The sequence below is a fragment of the Mesorhizobium sp. WSM4306 genome, assembly GCF_007003975.1.
Classification (GTDB): domain Bacteria; phylum Pseudomonadota; class Alphaproteobacteria; order Rhizobiales; family Rhizobiaceae; genus Mesorhizobium.
In genome coordinates this window covers 54,786-76,770 of record NZ_VFTC01000025.1, presented here as the reverse complement: position 1 = coordinate 76,770, position 21,985 = coordinate 54,786, and the positions used below count along the sequence as shown (strand labels likewise).

General features: G+C 61.0%; 27 protein-coding genes. 12 read left to right on the top strand and 15 right to left on the bottom strand.

Annotated elements, in window-relative coordinates:
* The first annotated feature begins 11 nt into the window (after nucleotides 1-11).
* From FJV77_RS24815 to FJV77_RS24800, 4 genes are all read left to right on the top strand, one after another.
* Nucleotides 12-962 carry a type II secretion system F family protein gene (locus tag FJV77_RS24815; protein WP_142869220.1) on the top strand — a complete coding sequence of 317 codons (951 nt, stop codon included), beginning with the start codon at nucleotides 12-14 and terminating at the stop codon, nucleotides 960-962.
* Nucleotides 963-1,012: 50 nt separating this feature from the next.
* On the top strand, nucleotides 1,013-1,552 hold the full coding sequence (locus FJV77_RS24810) for a tetratricopeptide repeat protein (protein WP_142869219.1): 540 nt from the start codon (nucleotides 1,013-1,015) through the stop codon (nucleotides 1,550-1,552).
* A gap of 1 nt (nucleotide 1,553) precedes the next feature.
* Nucleotides 1,554-2,093, top strand: coding sequence for a prepilin peptidase (locus FJV77_RS24805; RefSeq protein ID WP_142869218.1), 540 nt, complete (start codon nucleotides 1,554-1,556; stop codon nucleotides 2,091-2,093).
* Nucleotides 2,094-2,183: 90 nt separating this feature from the next.
* Entirely contained in the window at nucleotides 2,184-3,188 is a 1,005-nt protein-coding gene (locus FJV77_RS24800) for a phosphatase PAP2 family protein (RefSeq protein WP_185970419.1), read from the top strand.
* A gap of 34 nt (nucleotides 3,189-3,222) precedes the next feature.
* On the opposite strand, the gene FJV77_RS24795 is transcribed toward FJV77_RS24800, so the two are convergent.
* Nucleotides 3,223-4,182: a phosphatase PAP2 family protein gene (locus FJV77_RS24795; RefSeq protein WP_185970418.1), complete on the bottom strand. Its 960-nt coding sequence runs from the start codon at nucleotides 4,180-4,182 to the stop codon at nucleotides 3,223-3,225.
* 189 nt (nucleotides 4,183-4,371) lie between these two features.
* Between FJV77_RS24795 and FJV77_RS24790 the strand changes: the two genes are divergently transcribed.
* A complete protein-coding gene (locus FJV77_RS24790) occupies nucleotides 4,372-4,647 on the top strand; it encodes a hypothetical protein (protein ID WP_142869215.1) in 276 nt (91 codons plus the stop codon).
* Between the two features lie 84 nt (nucleotides 4,648-4,731).
* Here FJV77_RS24790 and FJV77_RS24785 read toward each other — a convergent pair whose 3' ends face one another.
* The gene (locus tag FJV77_RS24785; protein ID WP_142869214.1) at nucleotides 4,732-5,451 is read right to left on the bottom strand and encodes a response regulator transcription factor; all 720 of its coding nucleotides are present in this window, start codon (nucleotides 5,449-5,451) and stop codon (nucleotides 4,732-4,734) included.
* Nucleotides 5,438-5,971: a MarR family transcriptional regulator gene (locus FJV77_RS24780; RefSeq protein WP_142869263.1), complete on the bottom strand. Its 534-nt coding sequence runs from the start codon at nucleotides 5,969-5,971 to the stop codon at nucleotides 5,438-5,440. The genes FJV77_RS24785 and FJV77_RS24780 overlap by 14 nt, the downstream gene beginning before the upstream one ends.
* Before the next feature lie 251 nt (nucleotides 5,972-6,222).
* Here FJV77_RS24780 and FJV77_RS24775 point away from each other — a divergent pair, with 251 nt between their 5' ends.
* The 3 genes from FJV77_RS24775 to FJV77_RS24765 all read left to right on the top strand — a co-directional run bounded on the left by FJV77_RS24775 (nucleotide 6,223) and on the right by FJV77_RS24765 (nucleotide 8,359).
* Nucleotides 6,223-7,116 (top strand): branched-chain amino acid aminotransferase, encoded by an 894-nt coding sequence (locus FJV77_RS24775; protein ID WP_112561042.1) that lies wholly within the window; start codon nucleotides 6,223-6,225, stop codon nucleotides 7,114-7,116.
* Nucleotides 7,117-7,261: 145 nt separating this feature from the next.
* The gene (locus FJV77_RS24770) at nucleotides 7,262-7,579 is read left to right on the top strand and encodes a hypothetical protein (protein ID WP_112561041.1); all 318 of its coding nucleotides are present in this window, start codon (nucleotides 7,262-7,264) and stop codon (nucleotides 7,577-7,579) included.
* 141 nt (nucleotides 7,580-7,720) lie between these two features.
* A complete protein-coding gene (locus FJV77_RS24765) occupies nucleotides 7,721-8,359 on the top strand; it encodes an MBL fold metallo-hydrolase (RefSeq protein ID WP_142869213.1) in 639 nt (212 codons plus the stop codon).
* Nucleotides 8,360-8,444: 85 nt separating this feature from the next.
* Here the strand turns inward: FJV77_RS24765 and FJV77_RS24760 are convergent, their stop codons facing one another.
* The 3 genes from FJV77_RS24760 to FJV77_RS24750 form a co-directional block, all read right to left on the bottom strand.
* Nucleotides 8,445-8,858: a BA14K family protein gene (locus tag FJV77_RS24760; RefSeq protein WP_142869212.1), complete on the bottom strand. Its 414-nt coding sequence runs from the start codon at nucleotides 8,856-8,858 to the stop codon at nucleotides 8,445-8,447.
* Nucleotides 8,859-9,051: 193 nt separating this feature from the next.
* Complete coding sequence (locus tag FJV77_RS24755) at nucleotides 9,052-9,264, bottom strand: cold-shock protein (RefSeq protein ID WP_112561038.1); 213 nt, start codon at nucleotides 9,262-9,264, stop codon at nucleotides 9,052-9,054.
* A 351-nt stretch (nucleotides 9,265-9,615) separates the two neighbouring features.
* Nucleotides 9,616-9,828 (bottom strand): cold-shock protein, encoded by a 213-nt coding sequence (locus FJV77_RS24750; RefSeq protein WP_006202520.1) that lies wholly within the window; start codon nucleotides 9,826-9,828, stop codon nucleotides 9,616-9,618.
* Between the two features lie 484 nt (nucleotides 9,829-10,312).
* On the opposite strand from FJV77_RS24750, the gene FJV77_RS24745 reads away from it, so the two are divergent.
* A complete protein-coding gene (locus FJV77_RS24745; RefSeq protein ID WP_142869211.1) occupies nucleotides 10,313-10,720 on the top strand; it encodes a Kazal-type serine protease inhibitor domain-containing protein in 408 nt (135 codons plus the stop codon).
* A 340-nt stretch (nucleotides 10,721-11,060) separates the two neighbouring features.
* Here the strand turns inward: FJV77_RS24745 and FJV77_RS24735 are convergent, their stop codons facing one another.
* Both FJV77_RS24735 and FJV77_RS24730 read right to left on the bottom strand, forming a co-directional pair.
* Nucleotides 11,061-11,327, bottom strand: coding sequence for a hypothetical protein (locus FJV77_RS24735; protein WP_142869210.1), 267 nt, complete (start codon nucleotides 11,325-11,327; stop codon nucleotides 11,061-11,063).
* Complete coding sequence (locus FJV77_RS24730; protein ID WP_142869209.1) at nucleotides 11,324-11,593, bottom strand: hypothetical protein; 270 nt, start codon at nucleotides 11,591-11,593, stop codon at nucleotides 11,324-11,326. Before FJV77_RS24730 ends, FJV77_RS24735 begins: the two co-directional genes overlap by 4 nt.
* A gap of 330 nt (nucleotides 11,594-11,923) precedes the next feature.
* On the opposite strand from FJV77_RS24730, the gene FJV77_RS24725 reads away from it, so the two are divergent.
* Nucleotides 11,924-12,106: a hypothetical protein gene (locus FJV77_RS24725; RefSeq protein ID WP_142869208.1), complete on the top strand. Its 183-nt coding sequence runs from the start codon at nucleotides 11,924-11,926 to the stop codon at nucleotides 12,104-12,106.
* A gap of 248 nt (nucleotides 12,107-12,354) precedes the next feature.
* Complete coding sequence (locus FJV77_RS24720; RefSeq protein ID WP_142869207.1) at nucleotides 12,355-13,989, top strand: sulfotransferase; 1,635 nt, start codon at nucleotides 12,355-12,357, stop codon at nucleotides 13,987-13,989.
* Between the two features lie 8 nt (nucleotides 13,990-13,997).
* Here the strand turns inward: FJV77_RS24720 and FJV77_RS24715 are convergent, their stop codons facing one another.
* Together FJV77_RS24715 and FJV77_RS24710 are read right to left on the bottom strand one after the other, a co-directional pair.
* Nucleotides 13,998-14,348 carry a DUF1428 family protein gene (locus FJV77_RS24715; RefSeq protein ID WP_142869206.1) on the bottom strand — a complete coding sequence of 117 codons (351 nt, stop codon included), beginning with the start codon at nucleotides 14,346-14,348 and terminating at the stop codon, nucleotides 13,998-14,000.
* A gap of 74 nt (nucleotides 14,349-14,422) precedes the next feature.
* The gene (locus FJV77_RS24710) at nucleotides 14,423-14,851 is read right to left on the bottom strand and encodes a glyoxalase/bleomycin resistance/extradiol dioxygenase family protein (protein ID WP_142869205.1); all 429 of its coding nucleotides are present in this window, start codon (nucleotides 14,849-14,851) and stop codon (nucleotides 14,423-14,425) included.
* A 201-nt stretch (nucleotides 14,852-15,052) separates the two neighbouring features.
* Between FJV77_RS24710 and FJV77_RS24705 the strand changes: the two genes are divergently transcribed.
* On the top strand, nucleotides 15,053-15,667 hold the full coding sequence (locus tag FJV77_RS24705) for a glutathione S-transferase (protein ID WP_142869204.1): 615 nt from the start codon (nucleotides 15,053-15,055) through the stop codon (nucleotides 15,665-15,667).
* Between the two features lie 49 nt (nucleotides 15,668-15,716).
* Here FJV77_RS24705 and FJV77_RS32490 read toward each other — a convergent pair whose 3' ends face one another.
* From FJV77_RS32490 to uvrB, 5 genes are all read right to left on the bottom strand, one after another.
* Nucleotides 15,717-15,890 carry a hypothetical protein gene (locus FJV77_RS32490; RefSeq protein WP_185970417.1) on the bottom strand — a complete coding sequence of 58 codons (174 nt, stop codon included), beginning with the start codon at nucleotides 15,888-15,890 and terminating at the stop codon, nucleotides 15,717-15,719.
* A gap of 134 nt (nucleotides 15,891-16,024) precedes the next feature.
* Nucleotides 16,025-16,333 (bottom strand): HigA family addiction module antitoxin, encoded by a 309-nt coding sequence (locus FJV77_RS24700; RefSeq protein WP_142869203.1) that lies wholly within the window; start codon nucleotides 16,331-16,333, stop codon nucleotides 16,025-16,027.
* 27 nt (nucleotides 16,334-16,360) lie between these two features.
* Complete coding sequence (locus FJV77_RS24695; protein WP_142869261.1) at nucleotides 16,361-16,639, bottom strand: type II toxin-antitoxin system RelE/ParE family toxin; 279 nt, start codon at nucleotides 16,637-16,639, stop codon at nucleotides 16,361-16,363.
* A gap of 104 nt (nucleotides 16,640-16,743) precedes the next feature.
* Entirely contained in the window at nucleotides 16,744-18,270 is a 1,527-nt protein-coding gene (locus tag FJV77_RS24690) for an ABC-F family ATP-binding cassette domain-containing protein (RefSeq protein WP_142869202.1), read from the bottom strand.
* A 398-nt stretch (nucleotides 18,271-18,668) separates the two neighbouring features.
* Nucleotides 18,669-21,842, bottom strand: coding sequence for an excinuclease ABC subunit UvrB (gene uvrB, locus FJV77_RS24685; RefSeq protein ID WP_142869201.1), 3,174 nt, complete (start codon nucleotides 21,840-21,842; stop codon nucleotides 18,669-18,671).
* Nucleotides 21,843-21,985 lie beyond the last annotated feature (143 nt).

Below are 21,985 nucleotides of genomic sequence, written 5' to 3'. Positions count from 1 at the left end.
GAATCATAAATCTGTTTTCGAACACCGACGACCTGACTTTTTTTGTATCCATCGCAGTCTTTGCGTCGGCGGTGGCGCTGTTCCTGTTTGCGGCACTGGTCTTCCTGCCGGCACTGCAAACGCGAAAGCTGGTCGTGGACAGCCTATTGGGCGAAGGCTCTGTCGATCCGCGATCGATCCTGGGACGAGACCGCCTCGCCAAGATCGCGGCGCAGAAGCCCGTCGACGCTTACTTCAAGTCGATCGAGAAAGAACGCACCGAGCCCAATGCTCTGGAGGCGAAACTCTTCCGCGCTGGATTTTATCGAGCGGGTGCGCCTCTCGTCTACACGCTTTGTCGTCTCGGCGCCGTTTGTATAGGCTTTCTGGCCATGTATGCCCTGCTGTCGTGGGTGCTGCCGCCACGGCTGCCGGGATTCATGACTTTCGGTGGCGCGGCCTTGTTTGGGTTGGGCTGCATCGTCATTCCGAGCATCATGCTGGACCGGTTCGAGAATTCACAAAAACAGATCTATCGTCGCGCCTTCCCTGATTTCATGGATATGATGATCACTTGCGCCGACGCCGGTATGAGCCTAGAGGCCGCGGTCGAACGGGTAAGCCAGGAACTTGCGGCCACGCACAAATGGCTGGGAATTCAGCTCACGATCATGAATCTGCAACTGCGCGCCGGCAAGCCACTTCGGGAAGGGCTTCGCGAACTGGCTGACCGCATTGGCCTTGACGAGGCGCGGGCGCTGGCCGTGCTGTTCCGGCAGTCGGAAGAACTAGGCACCAGCCTGACCGACGCCCTGCGTGTCTATAGCGCGGAAATGCGTAGCCAGAGGATCCTGCAGGCGGAAGAGCGCGCCAATTCCTTGCCTGTCAAAATGATGATTCCACTGGGACTTTGCATCTTTCCGGTGGTTATGATGGTAATCATGCTGCCGGTGATCATTCGCATGAAGGGCATTTTCTTCTAGTTGCGTATATGCTTTGGTCCTATATGGGTCGGGGGACTCGGGGAGATTGTATGAAAAGGCCAATTGCAGTCGTGGCCGGCCTGTTCATGGCGGCGCTCGTCGGCTGCCAGACGAACGGGGCGGACGGTGTCGTTCGCACCAACGAGCCGTCGAAAGGCGACGTAACGTCCTTTGGCGATGCGTTCGACGGGTTGAAGACGGTCGGCGATGTTGAATACTACGCCTCGGACCAGGCCGTCGCCGAGGCCAAGAACCAGTTCCGCGCGGAAAATTACGGCAATGCCGGCGCCTTGTTCTTCAAGGCGACGCAGCTTGCCCCCAATGATGGTGGCGCCTGGATGGGGCTGGCCGCCTCCTGCGACCGGATCCACCGCTTCGACCTAGCTGACAGGGCTTACGCCCGGGCTTTCAAGCTGATGGGAGCGTCGCCCGAATATTACAACAATGTCGGCTATTCCTATCTGCTGCGCGGCAAGCTGCAGGACGCGCGCAGCAATTTCCTCAAGGCCTACGAACTGGCGCCCAATGATCCGACCGTGGTCAACAATCTGAAGCTGCTATCGTCCAGCGTGCAGAACATCGAGCGGTAGAATGTTGTTTGCCGTATCGCTGCTGCTTAAAGCGCTCGCCGTTCCTTTGCTGGCAAGGATCGCCTGGCTCGACTTCGTCACCCAGAAGATAGCCAACCGCGAAGTGCTGTTGCTGCTTTGCCTCGGGCTGGGATCGCTCCAGCTTGTTTCTGTGGCAAGCGGATCGTGGTGGGATATGGGATTGAGTGCGATTGCCGGACTTGTGCTGTTCGTTGCGCTCTTTCCTTTCTGGATCATGCGCAAGGTCGGAGCCGGCGACGTCAAGCTGATGGCGGTCGTTCCGTTTCTGACCGGTGGAAGCGGTCTAGCCGTGTTCTCGGTGCTGCTGTTGGTTTTCGCCCTTGCCACCGCGGCGATCGTGAAAAACCCTTTCATGCTGCCGGCGGGCGCGTTTCGCGTCTATGTACAGCACTTGGACCGCAAGGGCGTCGTGCCCTTCGGCGTGCCAATTTCGGCGGCTGCGATCTGCACGATAGCGTTCCAGATTTATGCAAGTCTGGCGCTGGCGGGCAGCTCGGGGATACTGCAGCAGCTTAACTAGCGCTTGGTTCCGGAGATTTCTTCTATGTCGATAGCGCGGCTAGCGGTCCGTAGCACTTCGGAGGCTTGGCGCGCCAATCAACCATTTCTTATGACGGTAATCACCTATGTTCTACTCGCGCTTATTGCCGCGGTGCATTGGAAAATCGCCATCAACTTAAAAATATATAATAGAAATTTCTTGTTTTTTGGGGCAACCGTAACCCTGATCCTTCTTGCCGTAGTCTTGATTCGGTTGACTATTCAACGGCCAGAGCAACCGTTACGTGCGATGAAGGATCTCATGCTGGCCAACAACCTGCCGGATCGAATTGCAGCCGGACTGCCCATTGCGCTCGTCATCCCGCTCTTTTTCTCGATGTTCACCAGCATCAAGGGAGGGATCAGCAAGATTCAACCATTCTACGCCGACACGCCCCTGGTGGCGATCGACAGGGCAATTCATGGCGGGGTCGATGCATGGAGATTTTTTCATCCTGTGCTTGGCTTTGGCCCTATGACCTTTTCGCTGAACATTCTCTACAATCTTTGGTTTGCTGAGGTTTTCATCGTTTTGTTTTGCGTCGCTTTTTCAACGAGGAACGGGCGGCTGCGTTCCCAGTTTCTGGTCACGTTCGTCCTTACCTGGGTGTTGATAGGTAACGTTTTGGCGGCGGCCTTCGCTTCAGTTGGGCCAGCATTCGTTATGCCCTTTTATGGCGAAGGTACGTTTTCTCCCCTGATGGACTACCTTCAGACGACCAACTTGACCTATCCCGTCTCGGCGCTGGGTACGCAAAATTATCTGCTGGCCAATGCCGGGCTCGATGGGCCACGCTTGGGCAGCGGCATTTCAGCCTTTCCATCGCTGCACGTGGCTGTCGCGACCCTGAACGCGATTTATCTCTGGCGTTTTGGGCGTTTACTCCGCTGGGCGAGCATTGCGTTTCTGGCCGCGATCCAGCTGGGCTCGGTGCATTTGGCCTGGCACTACGCGGTCGATGGATACGCTTCCATGCTGTTGACGCCAATAATCTGGGCTATTGCAGGACGGCTGTCGAACGCCCAGCCTGGGCTTCAGATCGTTATGAAAGATCGTCGGGTCGAAATGGACTGAGCTTGGTCGTACCGCGATTGAACCCGGCTACCTCCTATTCCAGCGAGATCACCTTCTCACCAACAAATCGCCCAACATATCGCCAGATCACTACGGCACCGAGGATCGCCAAATAACCATCGATCGCATAGTGCCAACCGAAATAGACGGATCCGAACATGATGGCGGCGAAGTAGAACAACCCCCAATATCTGCACCACCGGCCAAATTGAGACAGGAACAGCGCGTTGAGAAGCGCCACGGCTACATGCAAACTTGGCATTGCGGCTATGCCTGTTCCAAAAACCGTACGGTCGTGGGCGTAGGATGAATAGAGATAGTTTGAGGTGGCGATCATCCCCCTGCCGGATGCGGTCGTGTCGAGGGCCGAAATGAGGTCGGCGAAGCGAGGATCACCGACGATCCTCTCGAAGAAAATCGGCCCGGCAGAGGAGCCGATGATCCTGGCGACATTTCCGAGGATGATGGCAACGAGAAGGAACGAAAGCAAATAACGAGCGCGACGTGCATGATCCGACGTGAAGGCCGCCACAAGTATCATGCCTACCATTTGGACAAACCAGACAGGTCCGTAGAGCACGAACAGAGCTGGCTCCAGCACCCGGGGGAATATGGCGTGCGTGCCCTTCCAGGGATCGCCCATATGCATGGCAGCATCCAGGTCCGCCAGGAATGGGTCGGCAAAAAAGGCGACATAGATCGGGGTGACATGTTTAAGTGTGGAAAACGCGGCCGCACCAAGAATGAACATTCCGGTGATCAGCAACACGCCCTTGCCCCTGACGCGCAGTTTCTCCAGGACGAACGCCAAAGGCGAGGAAGGCCGCGACAACACCGCCACGCCTGCCATTCCGAAAAGTGCAAGTACGGGGATAGCAAGCGAGTATTTTTTGAGCGTGTATTGCGTCAACATCTCGAAGTAGGTTGTCGGTGCTACCGCAACAGCCACAGCAACATACGCGATGCAAAGGGCGGCCACGCCGGTCGTTGTCACACGAAAAGGCCGCGCTGTAACCGTTTCTGAGACGCCCATTTCCCCCACGAAGTATTCATGATCCCGCGGATCTAAAAATGCAACGCCGAAATCCAGCCCGCAGCCGCTGCGTTCCCAGTGCCGCGAGGTAGGTTTCAGGGAACAGGCCAGCCGCGATACCAGCGTAGCAAAGGCCGAAGATCGCCAGTTTTGCCGACAGTCCTGTCCTCGGTGCGGAAGTTACGTCAGCGCTCGCCGCCATATTCGCTTCTTTGGCGGGTCTTTCTTCAGAAGGACCGGGGCGTCGACTACGACTGGCGGTGGTGGGGTAAAGGTCAAGTATTCGACGACCTTGACGAAACCGCCGGCACCTGCGCTCGCAATCGCGCAAATCACAAGCATTCTGAAAAAGCCCACGCGCAAATCGCTCCTCAAGCCGGCAGAGAGGATGCGCTCGACCTGGTTAAGAAGCAACTAATTGATTAGCGAGCGCATTTACATGAAGCGATGAATGCCATCGCCTGGCACAGAGCGCCAGTACGCAACTGAAACCGCCCGGCCGACGCGCAGCTACTCCACGCTGAGTCGATAGCCAATGCCGCGCACTGTCTGCAGCCAAACCGGGTTGGACGGATCGCGCTCGATCTTGCGGCGCAGCCGGTTGATCTGGACGTCGATGGTGCGCTCGCCGACTTCGGAATCGTCGCCGACCAGTTCATGGCGCGGTATGGTTTCACCGGCGCGTGCGGCGAAGATCGCCAGGATCTCCTGCTCGCGGTCGGTCAGCTTCAGCGCCTCGCCGCCACGCTTCAACTCGCGCCTGGCGATCTGGAAGGTGTAGGGCCCGAAGACCAGTTGCTCGACCTTGGGCGTGGCCGCCGGGCCGCCGCGGCGCAGGATGTTGTTGATGCGCAGGATCAGCTCGCGCGGGTCGAAGGGCTTCGGCAGATAATCGTCGGCGCCGGCCTCGAGCCCGGTGATGCGGCTGTCGGTCTCCGAAAGCGCCGTCAGCATCAGGATCGGTACGTTCTTCTCCTCCCGCAGCGCCTTGGTGAGGTCGACGCCGGTTTCACCGGGCATCATGACGTCGAGGACGAGGAGGTCGAAGTCGAGCCCGGCGAGCTTGCGCCTGGCCTCGCCGGCATTTCCGGCGACAGTGACGCGAAAGCCGTTTTCGGTCAGATACTGCTTGAGCAAATTGCGGATGCGGGTGTCGTCGTCGACCACAAGCAGATGCGGCGCGTCATCGTCCGGCGCCGCCGGCTGGTCCACCCTCTCAATGGTCTCCATGGCTTTTCCCTGACATGTTTGCAGGCACAATGTCGATCTGCGCCCTTAGTTCCGGATTGACCATGGCTTCCAGGAATCTTTCGATCAAGGGACGCTCGCTGGCTCCGGAATCTTCCAATGCAGCACGGATGCGGCGTGACTGTGGCCGCGCCAGGGCCAGCGCCAGGGCGCGGCCCTTGGCCGTCGGGTAGAGTTCACGCTGGCGGCGGTCGCGCGGGCCCTGCAACTGCACGATATGGTCGGTGTCGATCAGCTGCTTGAGCACCCGCGCCAGGCTCTGCTTGGTGATCTTGAGCACGTCGAGCAGTTCGGCGACCGTCAGCCCCGGCCGGCGGTTGACGAAATGCAGCACCCGGTGATGGGCGCGGCCGAAGCCGTAATCGGCCAGGATCTGGTCGGGGTCGGAGGTGAAATCACGATAGGCAAAGAAGAACAGTTCGATGATGGCGAAGTCGATGCCGTCCTCGTCGGTGATCGCCGTCTTGATCGGTTTTCCGGCAGCTGGGCTTCGATGCGTCATCATTTCTCCGTCCATAGAGGGAAATTATGTCAGTACTATTGACGTAATTTCCCCGCAATGGTAATTTTTGACAAGCTTTTGGGCGGATTGCGAACGAAAAGGCAAGGGAGCGCGGTTTTTCCGGAACTTCCTGAGTTTGCCAGAGTTCGATTATCGGCTTACGCTTCCAGATACCCGGCCGCCCGATGCGGCTGTCGCGAAACAAACAACAACACCAATGATGTGCGGGTCGCCGCCCGCGGGAGGTTTCCATGGCATCCGTTCCCTTCGACCAGCTGGAAGGTTTCATCTGGATGAACGGCGAGTTCGTCAAATGGGCCGACGCCAAGATCCACGTGCTGACCCACGGCCTGCACTATGCCAGCGCCGTCTTCGAGGGCGAGCGCGCCTATGGCGGCGCGATTTTCAAGCTGAACGAGCATACCGAGCGCCTGCATGAATCAGCGCGCCTGCTCGGCTTCAAGATTCCCTATTCGGTGGCCGAGCTCAACGACGCCTCGACCACGCTTCTGAAGAAGCAGGGTTTCCAGGACGCCTATGTCAGGCCGATCGCCTGGCGCGGCAGCGAACAGATGGGCGTGTCGGCGCAGAACAGCCGCATCAACTGCGCCATCGCCATCTGGCAATGGCCGAGCTATTTCGATCCGGCGCAGAAGCTCAAGGGCATCCGTCTCGATCTGGCGGAATGGCGCCGGCCCGACCCGCGCACGGCGCCGTCGAAATCGAAGGCCGCCGGCCTCTACATGATCTGCACCATGTCCAAGCATGCGGCCGAAGCCAAGGGCTATGCCGACGCCATGATGCTCGACTGGCGCGGCCAGGTCGCGGAAGCCACGGGCGCCAACATCTTCTTCGTCAAGGACGGCAAGATCCACACGCCCAAGCCCGATTGCTTCCTCGACGGCATCACTCGCCGCACCGTCATTGGCCTCGCCAAGGACCGTGGCCTTGAGGTGATCGAGCGCGCCATCATGCCTGAGGAACTCGAAGGCTTCGAACAGTGCTTCCTCACCGGAACGGCGGCGGAAGTGACGCCGGTTTCCGAGATCGGCCCCTACCGATTCGAGGTCGGCGAGATCGCCAAAACTTTGATGAACGACTATTCTGCCGCAGTGCAGCCTAAGCATGCGATTGCCGCAGAATAACGGAAATCACAGCTTTTTTCGCAAGCAGGGGCGGTTTTAGGGCCGCCCCTTTTATTTCAGCATCTACGCATTTGACTTTCGTCTAATTCGGCGTCTCATGATGGTGTCGGCCCGGGAGGCTGGCAGCTATGGAGGGACTAGGTACATGGATACGAACACGCTCATTGCGATCGTTGTGCAGGTAATAGCGGGTGTTGTCGGTGGTCAGGCAATCGGCGTTGCGCTGAAGAATGCGGCGATGGGCCAGTTGACCAAAATCCTGGGTGGCGCCATTGGCGGCGTCGGCGGCGCGGCGATCCTCGGCAGCCTGCTCGGCGGCGGCACGGTCGACCCGGCAGCGGCTGCGGCGGCAACCGGCGGGTTGGGCAGCGCGTTGAACATCGAAAACCTCGTCGGCGGCGCAGGCGGCGGCGCGATCCTGACCGGCATCATCGGTGCGGTCATGGGCGCGATGAAGAAATAAGCCTCGACATCTCGGACTTCGTCATATGGGCGGCCGTTGGGCCGCCCATATCTGTTTTCGGGTCTATCAAGATTGTCGCGGAGCTGTGGACGTTGCCTGCCTGTGCCTCTACATCACGCGAGACACAGCGAAAGGACAATCATGGGTCAGCTCAATGCCGGCATCGTGCCGGTCACGCCCTTCCAGCAGAACTGCACCATCCTGTTCGACATGGATGACAAGCATGGCGTCGTCGTCGATCCGGGTGGCGACATCGACAAGGTGCTGGCGTTGCTGAAGGACAATGCGATCTCGGCCGGGGCGATCTGGATCACCCATGGCCATATCGATCATGCCGGTGGCGCCATGGAATTGAAAGAGGCGCTCGGCGTCGAGATCATCGGCCCGCACGAGGCCGACAAGCTGCTTCTCGACAATCTCGAGAAGCAGGGCCAGCGCTACGGCATTGCAGGGGTGCGCAACTGCGTTCCCGACCGGTTCCTCACCGAAGGCGAAACCGTGTCGTTCGGTTCGCATGTGTTCGAGGTGCTGCATTGCCCCGGCCATGCGCCGGGCCATGTCGTCTATTATAACCGCGCGGCCAAGTTCGCCCATGTCGGCGATGTGCTGTTTCGCGGCTCGGTGGGACGCACCGACCTGCCGGGCGGCGACCATGCGACGCTGATCGCCTCGATCAAGACCAAGCTCTTGCCGCTCGGCGACGATATCGGCTTCATCTGCGGCCATGGCCCGGGTGGCCGTTTTGGCGAGGAGAGGCGGACCAATCCATTCCTGACCTAAACTCCCGACCCGGATGCATCAGCGCGGAACACAAAAAAGCGCTGGCCTTGCGGTCAGCGCTTTTTTGTTTGGGGCAGGGAAGCCTTCAGTTAGCGGTGCAGAAATGCTGCTCGCCGTCATTGCCGGTGAACGTGCCGCTGCGGGCATTGAAGGTCCGGTAGCGGTCCGAGCAGTATTCGTACCAGTCGCGGGTCCATGGCTCGGCATAGCGGTCGGCATAGACGACGCGCGGCTCGGCATAGTAACGGCGGACCGGCCGCACTTCGCGATAGTCGTAGTCGTCGTCATAGCTGCTGTAGCGCGGTTGCGGGTTGCTCAGCGCACCGGCGATCAGGGCGCCGGCCGCAAGGCCGACGACACCGGCGGCAATGGCGTCGCCATTGTGGTGACGGCCATGATGGCGATGGCGCCATTCGTCGGCGTTGGCGGCGGGCAGAGTGGCGAGCGTGGTCGCGGCGAGAGCGGCGCCCAGGATGGCGGTTTTGAAAATGCGATTCATTTTGGTCTCCTTCGTGCCGGCCCGGGTAGTTTTCGGGGATGCGGTCCGGCCTTGAGGACGATTAATAGGAGACCGTGGCTGAACGGGGGCTGAACGGAATTTGCTGATATGCTTCAGGTCATGCGGCAAAAACCACACGCTCGCGGAAGGCGCTCCGCCTCATCAATCTCCGTCCAGACTGTCTTGAGCCGGCTTAGCCGACCGACAGGTTGACGGCCTTCGGACCCTTGCCGCGTTTGTCAGGCTCGGTGTCGAATGTCACTTTCTGCCCATCCTCCAGACCAGGAAGACCCGACGCCTGCACGGCGGAAATGTGGACGAAGACATCCTTCTGGCCGTCGTCCGGCGTGATGAAGCCGAAGCCTTTGGCATGATTGAAGAATTTGACGGTGCCGGTCTGCGGCATGGGAAGCTCCCTTTGATCCCATAAAGTCAGTTTCGGGCCGGCAAATGCCCGAAGGGAAATTTGTCCTTTATTTTAGCGCTATCGGCAAGAGAAAGTTTTGGCGAGGGCGGCAACGGTCAAGGGGTCTCAAATAGATCGTTGCAGCGAAGGCAGTTCGCGGCAGACGACCGCTCCGACGATCAGCCATTCCCTGAACAGGTCGAGCGTCCTTTGCCACGGCGACGGCGGACATGAAAAAGGCGCGACCGGAACGTCGCGCCTTCGAAAACTCTGGGACGGCTGACAAAGCCGCTTCGAGCATGTTTCAAGTGCTTTTTCGCGCGCCCTGGCGGGCGCGCGGGCACCGTCGGTTCAGGCCGCGCGGAGATTGACCGCCTTCGGACCCTTGCCCATGCGGTCGGGTTCAACGTCGAAGGTGACCTTCTGGCCGTCGACGAGGGTACGCAGGCCCGATGCCTCGATCGCGGAAATGTGGACGAATACATCCTTGGCGCCGCCGTCGGGCGTGATGAAGCCGAAGCCTTTGGTCGCGTTGAAGAATTTAACGGTGCCGGTCTGGGCCATTGGGGAAACTCCTTCACCCGTGTCAGTCTTGTGGTTTGCCCGCCGCCTGGCATCGTGGGCAAGTCCCGGTGGTTGCTTCGGCAGTCCTGCATTCGCGCATGGTAAAACCCCCCGCCGAAAACGGGGCCGTCAGAGATTCACAGTATCGGGGAAAGGTCGTCCAAAACGTTCCGCTCTCCGGGTCGCAAATGCCCGAACACAAAATTTATCGCACGGAAACGTGATAGTTGCAAGATAGCGCCGCGGGCGGCGCCCATCGACGCATCCCAACGCAGGCGCTTCGATAAACCTGGCCCCGTTGGCGGTCATCAGCCAGAGCCCGGCCACGCATGGTCCAGCTGATATAGGCCAAGGTTAAAGCAGTGCGGGAGAGGGTATCGCATGGCTCCGCCGCGCCGCAAACAGAGGTTGCATTTGGCAAGGGAATGGCGAGGATCGACAGGCGCGTTTTGCGCCGGGACGGGGTCTCGAGGGAGGCATATTCATGAGATTTCTTGCGACGATCTTCTCGCGCCAGGGTTTTGCCATTCTCTTCCTGTCGGGTCTTCTCGCGGCCTGCACTGTCGTCGTCGATGACGGGCCGGGACCGCGTCCGCGCCCGCCACGGCCGGAACCGGAATTCTGCACCAGGGAATATGAGCCGGTCTGCGCGCGGCGCGGCGGTGACCGCCAGACCTTCGCCAATGCCTGCCTCGCAGAGCGCTCGGGCTACCGCATCGTGCGCGACGGCCCTTGCCGAGACGGTGGTGGCGGCGGCAGCGAGGAGCCGACGTTCTGCACACGCGAATATGCGCCCGTCTGCGCCCGCCGTCATGGCGAACTGCACACCTTCCCCAATGCCTGCGAGGCACGTGCCGCCGACTATCGCGTCGTCGATAACGGTCCCTGCTGAGCGGGCGAAGAATGGGGCGAGACCTGTGGCTCGCCCCGGGGACGGATAGCCGCGCCAGCGTTTCCCGGAAACGGCGAACCGCTCTATCTCTCTGTTTTTTCGCAATTCCGGACGGAAAACCGCTCACACTTTCCTGGAATTGCTCTAAGGCGACGGAGGGGCGCACGAAGCGCCCCTGGCTGGTCAGTTTTTGGATTTCGGCTTCAGGCCACTCTCGGCCTGCTCGACCGACGAGCCGAAGGGGGCGGCGGGCTTGGCCACGACCTTATCCTTCTTCCGTTTGCGCGTTTCGCGGTTGACCCTTGGACATGGTACGTGTTGGCTTGGCTTTGCCGGCGTTTCAGGCGGCCGGGTTGTTGGCAGCAACCGGATCGTCGGCCACTTCGAGATTGTCTTCCGTGGTGACCCGCTCATAGGTCTCCTGCTCGCTGCGGATGCGGTATTGCGGCGAGCCGTCCTTGACCGGCAACCTGCTCTTGATCTCAAACAATTCCACGGGCTTCTGGAGCATTCCGATGCGGCTCTTCATGCGTACCGTCTGGCCGACGGCGAAGCGGTGCGAGGGCGTGTCGGTGCGCGGACGCGCATTCTGCTGGAAGCGGATCATGCTGCGTTCTCCTGGTCGCGCCTCAGCGCTGTTTCGAGTTCGAGGTAGTCTATGGCGACAAGCTGGCTGGTGGTCGGGTTCTTCACTGCCCTTGCCGGCAAATGGATGAAGGTGGCGACGCGACGCCAGGCAAGCCGCGACATGCCCTCGACCAGCTCTTCATCGTGATCGATGTCATAGTCGCCGGCCGGCAGTTGCCCTTCCAGTCCGCCGAGCACGAAGGGTGCCGCGAAATGGGCGATGGAATGGGTGGTGCGCTCCGACATTGGCTTGGCTCTGGTTCCGCCTGGACGCGCTGCACGCCACTGTGCCGGCAATTCAGATATCGGCGATTTGGAATGAGTTTGGCGGGTCGAGAACTTCTGACGCCGCGATATGCCAAGCTTGGCCCAAAAAGCGATCTTACAACTCATAGCCTTAAACAGTGGCTTGTTCAAGATAATTTCTGGATCGATTCGACCATCTTGAAAATTTCACACATATAACTCTTGGATAAAACTGCTATGATGTCATGATCTCAACAGATCCTTTATCAACGGCGCGCCGGAATAATTGTCCTGTCGCCTGCTTTTATTTTTCCTGAAAAGGCGAAAACTATGAAAATCATGAAAACACCGGACGGCCCGGCCATAACCATCGCGCCAACCGTCGCTTTCCCGAAAGCCCTCTCTGTGCGCCTGACGATAAGGAGCGACGAAGCGGCACGGCGCAAGGTCGCCGACACCGACGGGACGTTGCGGAGGGAGCGCCAGCTTGCCGAAAGCAACCGGCTGATTTGACCGGGAGAGCTTTGTCATGAGCTGCAGCGCAGCGCGCTGGCTGGACACCCCCGCAGCACTTTGATTTTACGCACGGTTCTTGTCCGGACCGAAGACGACACCCGCTGCGATCTGCCCTTGAATCTGCCTCTTCCATGCCTTAGGTCCGGCAAGCGGACAAACACGGCAGGTTTCCCATCAACAGAGATCAGAGAAGAGCGGCGGGTGCTGGAACTGGCGGACAGCCGCCGCTGGGCCTGGACCAGTATGTGCAGCAGGCGCTGCAGCTGCATCAGGCAGGGCGCCGCCAGGAGGCCGAGACGCTCTATCGGCAGGTGCTGGCGCGCAAGGCCAATCACGCGGCCGCTGCGCATTTCCTGGGCTTGCTGCTGCACCAGACCGGGCGCAGCGCCGAAGGGCTGGATCTGATCGAGCAGTCGGTGCGTCTGCAGCCGAAGAATCCCGATTTCCTCAACAATCTCGGCACGGTGATGCGCGATCTTGGTCGTGTTGCAGCAGCGGCCGATTTCTTCCGTGGTGCGGTCGATCTCAAGCCAGACCAGCTCGCGGCACGCGATAATCTGGGTTCCGCGCTAAAACAGCTTGGCCAGTTCGAGGATGCGGAGGACATTTATCGCGGCACAGTCGGGCGCAATCCCTTCCATGTCCGTGCCCGCATCGGGCTTGCCGAAACGCTGCAGGAAGCCGGGCGTCTGGACGAGGCGCTGGCAACCTTCCGCGAGGCGTTGACGATCCGGCCGAAGGATGCCGACCTGTTGCATGGGCTCGGCGTCGGGCTGATGGAAAAAGGCAAGCTTTATGAAGCCGCCGACATGTTCCGGCAGGCGCTGGCGATCACGCCGGGCATGGCCAAAGCCTGGCTGATGCTGACGCAGGTCAAGCGCCAGAAGGAGCGCGACGCCGAACTCGCCGGCATGGAGGCACAGCACGCCAAGGCGCCGGCCGACAGCCTGGCGCGCATGCAGCTCTCCTTCGGCCTCGGCAAGGCCAATGACGATTTGAAGGATTACAACAGGGCCTTCGACTATTTCGCCGAAGGCAATGCCATTCGCCGCAAGGGCATCGACTACGATCCCGTCAGGACACGCGCCGAATTCGATGCGATGAAGACGGTGTTCGACGCTGACTTTTTCGAAAAGCACAAGCCAGCCGCGGCATCGGACGCCACGCCGATCTTCGTCGTCGGCATGCCGCGTTCGGGCACGACGCTGGTCGAGCAGATCATCGCCAGCCATCCTGAGGTCTACGGTGCGGGCGAGCTCAGCATTTTGAAGACCGCGGTCGGCAAGCAGTTCCCGACAAATATGCCCGGCGGCTTCCCCTGGGGGCTGATTGATGTATCCGACACGGAGTTTGCCGAGGCAGGCCGAGCCTATCTCGACATGCTGCATGCCCGCTATCCCAACTTCAGGCATGTCACCGACAAGATGCCCGGCAACTTCCTGCTCATCGGCTTTATCCATATGATGCTGCCGAAGGCGAAAATCATCCATTGCGCGCGCGATGCGGCGGCGACCTGCCTTTCGATCTACAAGGTGCATTTCCGCGGCGACAGTCACCGCTACGGTTATGATCTCGGCGAACTCGCCGACTTCCACAATCTCTACACCGACATCATGGCGCATTGGCGCAGCGTGCTGCCCGGCGTCGTGCATGATGTGCGCTACGAGAATTTCGTCGCCGATCAGGAGGGACAGACGCGGGCGCTGATCGCGCATCTCGGCCTGCCCTGGGATGACAAGGTGCTGTCGTTCCACGAGACCGACCGGCCGGTCCGCACGGCTTCGGCCGCGCAGGTGCGCCAGCCGATGTATCAGGGGTCGGTCGATCTGTGGAAGCGCTATGGGGACCGGCTGAAGCCTCTCCTCGACAAGCTGGCCTGAGGCAGCGGCTACAGCTCCACGAACGGTTGGAAGCCGCCGAAGATCATGCGCTTCATATCGAAGGGCATAGGTCGATCGGGTGTAAAACGCGGGTCGGCCATCACCTTGGCCATGACGGCATCGCGGCTCGCGCGCGATTGATAGACGGCCCAGGCGAAGATGACCACTTCGTCGTCCTTGGCCTGCACGGCACGCGGAAACGAGGTAACTTCGCCATAAGGCACGTCGTCACCGATGCATTCGACATAGGCGAGCGCGCCGTGCTCCATCCAAATCGGGCCGGCGAGGTTGGCCAGCTTCTTGTAGTCATCGAGATTAGCCTTGGGCACGGCGAGCACGAAACCATCGACATAGGACACGAGGTTCTCCTTGGAACGTCTCAAATGCTCCCTCACCGGCGCCAACCGGTGAGGGACTTCGTCGTCGGCGATGGTCAGCCTTTCTTCGCCGGCGCGTTCATCGCCCACTCGACACCGAAGGGGTCGCGCATGTTGCCCCATTGGTCGCCCCAGAACATCAACTGGAGCGGTACGGCGACTTCGCAGCCGGCATCGACAGCGCGCTTCCACCAGGCGTCGATCTCGTCGGCGCCGAGATGGAGCTGCATGGTGTAGCCCTGCGGTTTGACGGCGGGCATGCCGTTTTCGGGGTAGAAATCGGAAATCATCAAGGTCGAGCCGTTGATGTGGAGATGAATGTGCATGGTGCGGCCCTGGTCGTCCGGCGGATAGAAGAACACCTGCTCGGCGCCGAAGGCCTTCTTGTAGAATTCGGCGGCCCTGAAGGCGCCGTCCAGTTGCAGATAGGGGGTCAATCCACCGAGAACTTTTGCGGCCGGCTGAACGGGGGTCTGGTCGGTCATGTCTTGCTCCTCTTTGCGTTTGGTCTGGGCGCTTGATCTAGTCTTGCGAACCCTAGGACGAACGAGGCGGCGGCAATCCTACATGGCCGCTGCGATTTTTTTGGATGAAATGAACTTGCGTCGGAGGCGCCCATTAAGAGCGCAATCCTCGCAACCCGCAGGCTAGAACACGCGACTGCTTCTTCAATCCCCGAGACGACAATGATCCTCTACTACCAGACCCACTCGCCCTTCGCGCGCAAGGCACTGGTCTTCGCCCATGAAGTCGGCCTTGCCGACCGGCTCGAGGTCATTCATCACGAGACCAGCCCGACTTTGCGCAATGCGCGCGTCTATTCCGAAAACCCGCTTGGCAAGGTGCCGGTGCTGTTGCGGCCGGACGCGTCGCCGCTCTTCGATTCCGATGTCATCTGCGCCTATCTCGACACGCTGCATGACGGCCGCAAACTGCTGCCGCCAGACGGCGAGGCGCGCTGGCAAGCGTTGCGGCTGCAAGCAGTTGCCCAGGGGTTGGCGCAGACGGGCATAGCCTTGCGCTGGGAGACGGAAAGAAGACCCGAACAATTGCGTTACGGCGCCCTTGCCGAAGGCTACCGCGAAAAAATCGAGGCGAGCTACGACTGGATCGACAGCACGCTGGACGATGAGGCGCCGCTCCATGTCGGCCACATAGCGCTGGCCACCACACTATCCTGGATGGCGTTCCGCCAGCTACCGTCGTTTTGCGCGCGGGTGCGGCTGACGCGCTGGTTCGAGGCGTTCGAAATGCGCAGATCGATGCAGGCGACACCGCTGTCGGGCGATACGAATGACTGAGCAACGGTCGCCCCGCGGCCGCCTGCATCGATATTTCCCGACCGCATGGTCAGGGCGCCCTGCAGATCCGCGGGCCGTTTTGCGCGTCGATGACGATTTCCGGCCAGCCAATATCCTTGCGCAGTTCGATCGGCAGGGCGAGCAGCTCGCGCTCGCTGCGATGGCGGGCGCGGTTTTGTGCGTAACGGGTGGCGACGCGGCCTATGGATGACAGAATGGACATGATGCTTTCTCCTCAGATGAAGCCGGCATCATCGTGTCGGCATCCCAAGGACGCAGCAGGTTCAGGCGATCCGACAGGTCGTCGAAATTTTTTGCTGCAGAATTGATATCCCATTCAGACGCCGCCGAATGTGCCTACGCAACCTTGAGCGTCGGAATGGCTGAAACATCAACTTCACGCTCGGCGTGCCAGGCATCGAAAGCCGCTTGCATCCGAAGCCAGATCGCGGCGCCGTCGCCGAACAGCTTCCCAAGGCGGGCAGCCACAGCCGGCGAAACCGGTTTCTTTTCGCGGATGATGTCATAGAGCTGCTGTCGGGAGATCCCGAGCAGATTTGCGATTTCCACCTTGGTCTTTCCAGTTGCCGGGATAATGTCTTCAAGCAGCGCTCCCGGGTGGGAGGGACAACGCTCAATCGGACGCGTCGGCTTGTGCACGGTCATAAGTCGAACTTCTCCAATCTGGCCGCCTCAGTGGTATTGCTCGAAATCGACGCGGGCGGCGTCCATGCCGTCGAATTCGAATGTGATGCACCACGGGCCATTGACATGGACCGTGTAGCGGATGGGATCGAAGCCTTTCAGCGGGTGGAAGTCGAAGCCGGGGAGGTTCATCTCCTCCGGCTTCTCTGAAGCTTCCAGGCGGTCAAGCCGGACAAGAATGCGCTTGTGCATCTTGGCGTCTATCTTGCCGGTTTTCCCGGTTTGAAAGAGGTCCGACAGCGCCTTATTCTTGAAGGACTTGATCATGACGTATGTAAACATATTGCTTACATAAATCAAGGGTATGTAAGCAGATAATTTACAGACGAATTGATCACCCATAAGTCCATCGAGCGTCGATCCTTCGCCCCTCAACCGCCTGCTTCGGCCACCGATCGGAAGAATTCTTCCGGATCCTCGACTTCGGTCAGCCGCCGCCTGTCGATCAGCCAGAAGCGGTTGCCGATGGCGCGGATGAAGGAACGGTCGTGGGACGCGAGCACGCAGCTCGCCTGATGCTTGAGCAATTCGTCTTCCAGCGCTTCCTGGCCATCGATGTCGAGATGGTTGGTCGGTTCGTCGAGCAGATAGAAGTTGGGATTGGCGAGCCTGAGCGCCAGCATCATCAGCCGCGCCTTCTGGCCGCCGGACAGCACGCCGATCTTCTTCTCCTGCATCTCGATGACCACGCCGGCGCCGGCGAGCAGCGAGCGGGCACGCTGCTCGCCGACGTCGTAGCGGCGCGAGACCATGGCCAGCGGCGTGTCGTCGCCGCTGATGCCGGCCAGCGCCTGGTCGCTGTAGCCGAGCACCGTTGACGGCGTCACCTTCACATTCGGCACCGTGTCCGGCTCGGCGATGGCGTTGCGGATCAAGTTGACGAAACGCGACTTGCCGACGCCGTTGCGACCGAGCAGCACGATGCGGTCGCCCTGGCAGATGTGGCGCTTGCCGGTTTTGAACAGCAGCGTGCCGTCGGGCGTTTCCACCGCCGCGTCGTCAAGCGTGATCAGCACCTTGGCGTGGGTGCCGCGGTTGGCCAGCCGGATTGCGCCGGCCGATTTCTCGCGATGCGCCGATACCGCCGCGTCTTCCAGCTTTTCCGCCCGCTCTCTCAACTGCTTGGTTTTCACGGTCAAAAGGTCGCTGCCGGAATTGATGCCGATGTTGTTGAGCTTGGCGGCTTGCTTGCGCAGCTGCTGCGCCACCTTCATGTCGCGCTGGAACCTGCGCGCCGTCGAGGCATCGAGCTCGTCGAGAGCCTGCCTCGCCCGCGAATAGGCTAGCGTGAACACCGGCGATTCTTCCGGACGCAGGAAGAGCGTGCGGTTGGTGACGGCGTCAAGGAAGGCGCGGTCGTGGCTGGCGATGACCACCGGCACCTCGCGCGGCAACGCGTTCAGCCAACTTTCGAGCTGGCTGATCTTGGCGAGGTCGAGATGGTTGGTTGGTTCGTCGAGCAACAGCACATCCGGGTCGGTGACCCAGACGCGGGCAATCAGCGCCAGCCTTTGCCAGCCGCCGCTCAGCGCCTGCATTGGTCGCTCGCGCATCGGCTCGGGCACGTCGAGCGAGTCCAGCACCACGTCGACCCGCCACATCTCGCTGTCGGCCTGCTCGGCCGGCAAGGCGTCGGCCACCACCTGATGGAAGGTGCGGCCGAGAAGGGCAGGGGGAACCGACTGCTCGACATGGCCGACGCGCAGGCCGCGCGTGCGGGTGATGTCGCCGGAGGTCGGTTCCATCGCGCCGGTCAGGCACTTCAGCAAGGTCGACTTGCCGCGGCCGTTGGCGGCAACGATGCCGAGCCGGTCGCCGGTGCCGATGGTGAGGTCGAGGTTGGAAAACAGCGGCGCACTCAGGGTGACGCCAAGGGATTTGAGGCTGATCAGGGCCATTGTGATTTCTCTGGTCTAAATTAGCCGGAGGCAACTCCGGATGCACTTTGACGGTGCGCGTGCCGGCCATCAGGCTCGGCGTTGCAGCACCACGAAGGACAGACCAAAAAATCGAAGCGGGAAAAACCCGTGATGTCCCTGGTCAGCCCTGCAAGCTAGCTCGCAGGGCAGAAATCGGGCCACGCTGGCGATGGTGACGATGGTGACGATGAAACGTAAACACGTGAGCCCTCCTTTCAAGACAAGACGTTCAGTGTGCGGGAGCGATTACACCAAAGGCGGGGTTGGTGGCAAGTGGACCGTCAGGGCGGAGCGCTGCAGCTGCCAATCTCCCCCCTCGTGGGGGAGATGTCCGGCAGGACAGAGGGGGGCGCTGTCCCGCCAGCGTTTTGAATGAACTACTTTCCCGGTCGCCCCGTCTTGCCAGGCCGCCGCTTTTCACGACGCGCGTCGCCTGGGTCTTCGTAGGAACCAATACCAGCGCGCTGGCGGACGATGGGCTTGGCTGAATCGCTGCGATCCTTCGCGCCCCCCTCTGTCCTGCCGGACATCTCCCCCACAAGGGGGGAGATTGGCTGGGGCTTGGCCGGCACTTTTCCTTCGACCGGCTTCTCAGTCCGCCGCACCGTCATCTCGTCAAGCGAATTCTTCTTGAACAGCGGCTTGGTGGCATCGCCCGGAATGCCGAAGTCGGAGCCGTGCGCTTCCTGCGCCGACTGTTTCTTGAACAGCGAACGCGACATAGCGCCTGACGGTGTAGGCATGTCGGTACCAGGCCCCATGTCGTCGATCGACGGTTTGGCGAACAGCGGCTTCTTCACCGACACGGCGCCGTCGGCGCCCATCTCGTCGAGATCGGGCTTGCGGAACAGGTTGGGCCGGGCGGCCCTGGCGGCCTCTTCGGCGGCGCGTGCTTCGTCGAGCTTGCGGAAACGTTCCTGTTCCTCAGCCGTGCGATGCTTGGCCACGCCCTTGTTGTGCTTGCCCTTTTCGCGGCCCGAGACCGGGCTTTCCATGTCGGCGTATTTGGCCAGCGGGTCGTCGGAGATCGACAGTTCCATCTCGCGCAGCCGCTTGATCTCGTCGCGGATGCGGGCGGCCTTTTCGAAGTCGAGATTGGCGGCGGCGTCGCGCATCTGTTTCTCCATGGCGTCGAGATGGGCCTTCAGATTGTTGCCCATCATGGCGCCGGCGCTGTCGGTGAACTGCGAGATGTCGGCGCGGACGTGATCCTTCTCGTAGACCGAATCCAGAATGTCGGAGATGCGCGACTTCACCGATTCCGGCGTGATGCCGTTGGCGGCGTTCCACTCCATCTGCTTTTCGCGGCGGCGGTTGGTCTCGGCCATCGCCCGCTCCATCGAGCCGGTGATCTGGTCGGCGTAGAGGATGACCTTGCCGTCGACGTTTCTGGCGGCGCGGCCGATGGTCTGGATCAGCGATGTTTCCGAGCGCAGGAAGCCCTCCTTGTCAGCATCGAGAATGGCGACGAAACCGCATTCGGGAATGTCGAGGCCTTCGCGCAACAGATTGATGCCGACCAGCACGTCGAAGGCGCCGAGGCGCAAATCCCTAAGGATCTCGATGCGCTCCAGCGTGTCGATGTCGGAGTGCATGTAGCGGACGCGAATGCCTTGCTCATGCAGATATTCGGTCAGGTCCTCGGCCATGCGCTTGGTCAGCACCGTGACCAGCGTGCGGTAGCCGGCGGCCGTGGTGTCGCGGATCTCGCCGACGACATCGTCGACCTGGCTCTTGGCCGGACGCACCTCGACCGGCGGGTCGATCAGGCCGGTCGGGCGGATGACCTGCTCGGCGAACACGCCGCCGGCCTGTTCCATCTCCCAGCCGCCGGGCGTCGCCGAAACCGCGACCGAGAGCGGGCGCATGGCGTCCCATTCCTCGAAGCGCAGCGGACGGTTGTCCATGCAGGAGGGCAGGCGGAAGCCATACTCGGCCAGCGTCGCCTTGCGCCTGAAGTCGCCGCGATACATGCCGCCGATCTGCGGCACGGTGACGTGGCTTTCGTCGACGAAGACCAGCGCATTGTCGGGGATGTATTCGAACAAGGTCGGCGGCGGATCGCCCGGCTGGCGGCCGGTGAGATAGCGCGAATAATTCTCGATGCCGGCACAGGAACCGGTGGCTTCCAGCATTTCGAGATCGAAGCGGGTGCGCTGCTCAAGCCGCTGCGCCTCCAGCAGGCGGCCAGCCTTTTCAAGCTCTTGCAGGCGCTGCTTGAGCTCTTCCTTGATCGACTTGATAGCTTGATTCAACGTCGGGCGCGGCGTCACATAGTGCGAGTTGGCGTAGATCTTGACGCTTTTGAGCTCGCCGGTCTTCTGGCCGGTCAGCGGATCGAATTCGGTGATCGCCTCGATCTCGTCGCCGAACATCGAGATGCGCCATGCACGGTCCTCAAGGTGGGCCGGGAAGATTTCGATCGTGTCGCCGCGGACGCGGAACGAGCCGCGGACGAAGTTGATGTCCTGGCGCTTGTATTGCTGGGCAACGAGGTCGGCGAGCAGAGCGCGCTGGTCGAGCCGGTCGCCGATCTGCATCTGGAAGGTCATCGCCGTATAGGTCTCGACCGAACCGATACCGTAGATGCAGGACACCGAGGCGACGATGATGACGTCGTCGCGCTCGAGCAGCGAGCGCGTCGCCGAGTGGCGCATGCGGTCGATCTGTTCGTTGATCGAGGATTCCTTCTCGATGAAGGTGTCGGTGCGCGGGACGTAGGCCTCCGGCTGGTAGTAGTCGTAATAGGAGACGAAATACTCCACCGCATTGTCGGGGAAGAATTTCTTGAACTCGGAATAGAGCTGGGCGGCCAGCGTCTTGTTGGGCGCCAGGATCAAGGCAGGGCGCTGCGTTTCCTCGATCACCTTGGCCATGGTGAAGGTTTTGCCCGAGCCGGTGACGCCGAGCAGCACCTGGGTGCGGTCGTTATTGTCGACGCCTTCGACGAGATCCTTGATCGCCGTCGGCTGGTCGCCGGCCGGCTCGAAATCCGACACCATCTTGATGGCGATGCCGCCTTCGGATTTTTCCGGGCGGGCAGGGCGGTGCGGCGTCCACAGCACGCCGTCCTTGTGCAGCGGATTGCCGGATTCGATCAGCGCCGACAGCGCCGCGACGGTCGCGGTGACCCCGCTTGAGGTCATAGTCTCGGCGTCTTCGAGCGAGATGTCGAGGCCGGCGACCGGGTTGAGGCCCGCTGCCGTGCGTTCGCGGGCCGTGGCCGCACCGCCCATCGAGGTGCCGCGCGAACTGCGTCCCGGCGCGGCGGAGCGCTCCGGGATCTTTTTCGCCGCCTTTGGCGATTTGCCGTCCTTGCCGGAGAGGCGACCTTCTTTCTCGGCTTCCTGCTCGATCTGCTCGGCCCAGTCCGCAATCGAGCCGGTCAGCGGCGTGCCGGTGAAGTCGGCCTGCGGCGCCTCGGCGAAGCCGCCCTTGTGCAGGGGCTCCGAGGCATCGAGGAAATCGGTCAGCGGGCTGCGCCGCTTGGGCGGCGAAGCGTTGGTGTCACCCGCCAGCGAGTGTGTCTTTTTGACAGGAAGTTTGGCCATGCCCCAAATATGGGAGGTATCGGCCAAAATGGAAAGAGCGGGATGGCGCGAGGCGTGCCGATGAACGCGGCTGCTGACAGCAGGCTGTCAGGAGGGGGGCCGCTTTGAAAAAGACTCGAGTCGTGCTTCTATTGTACTTATTG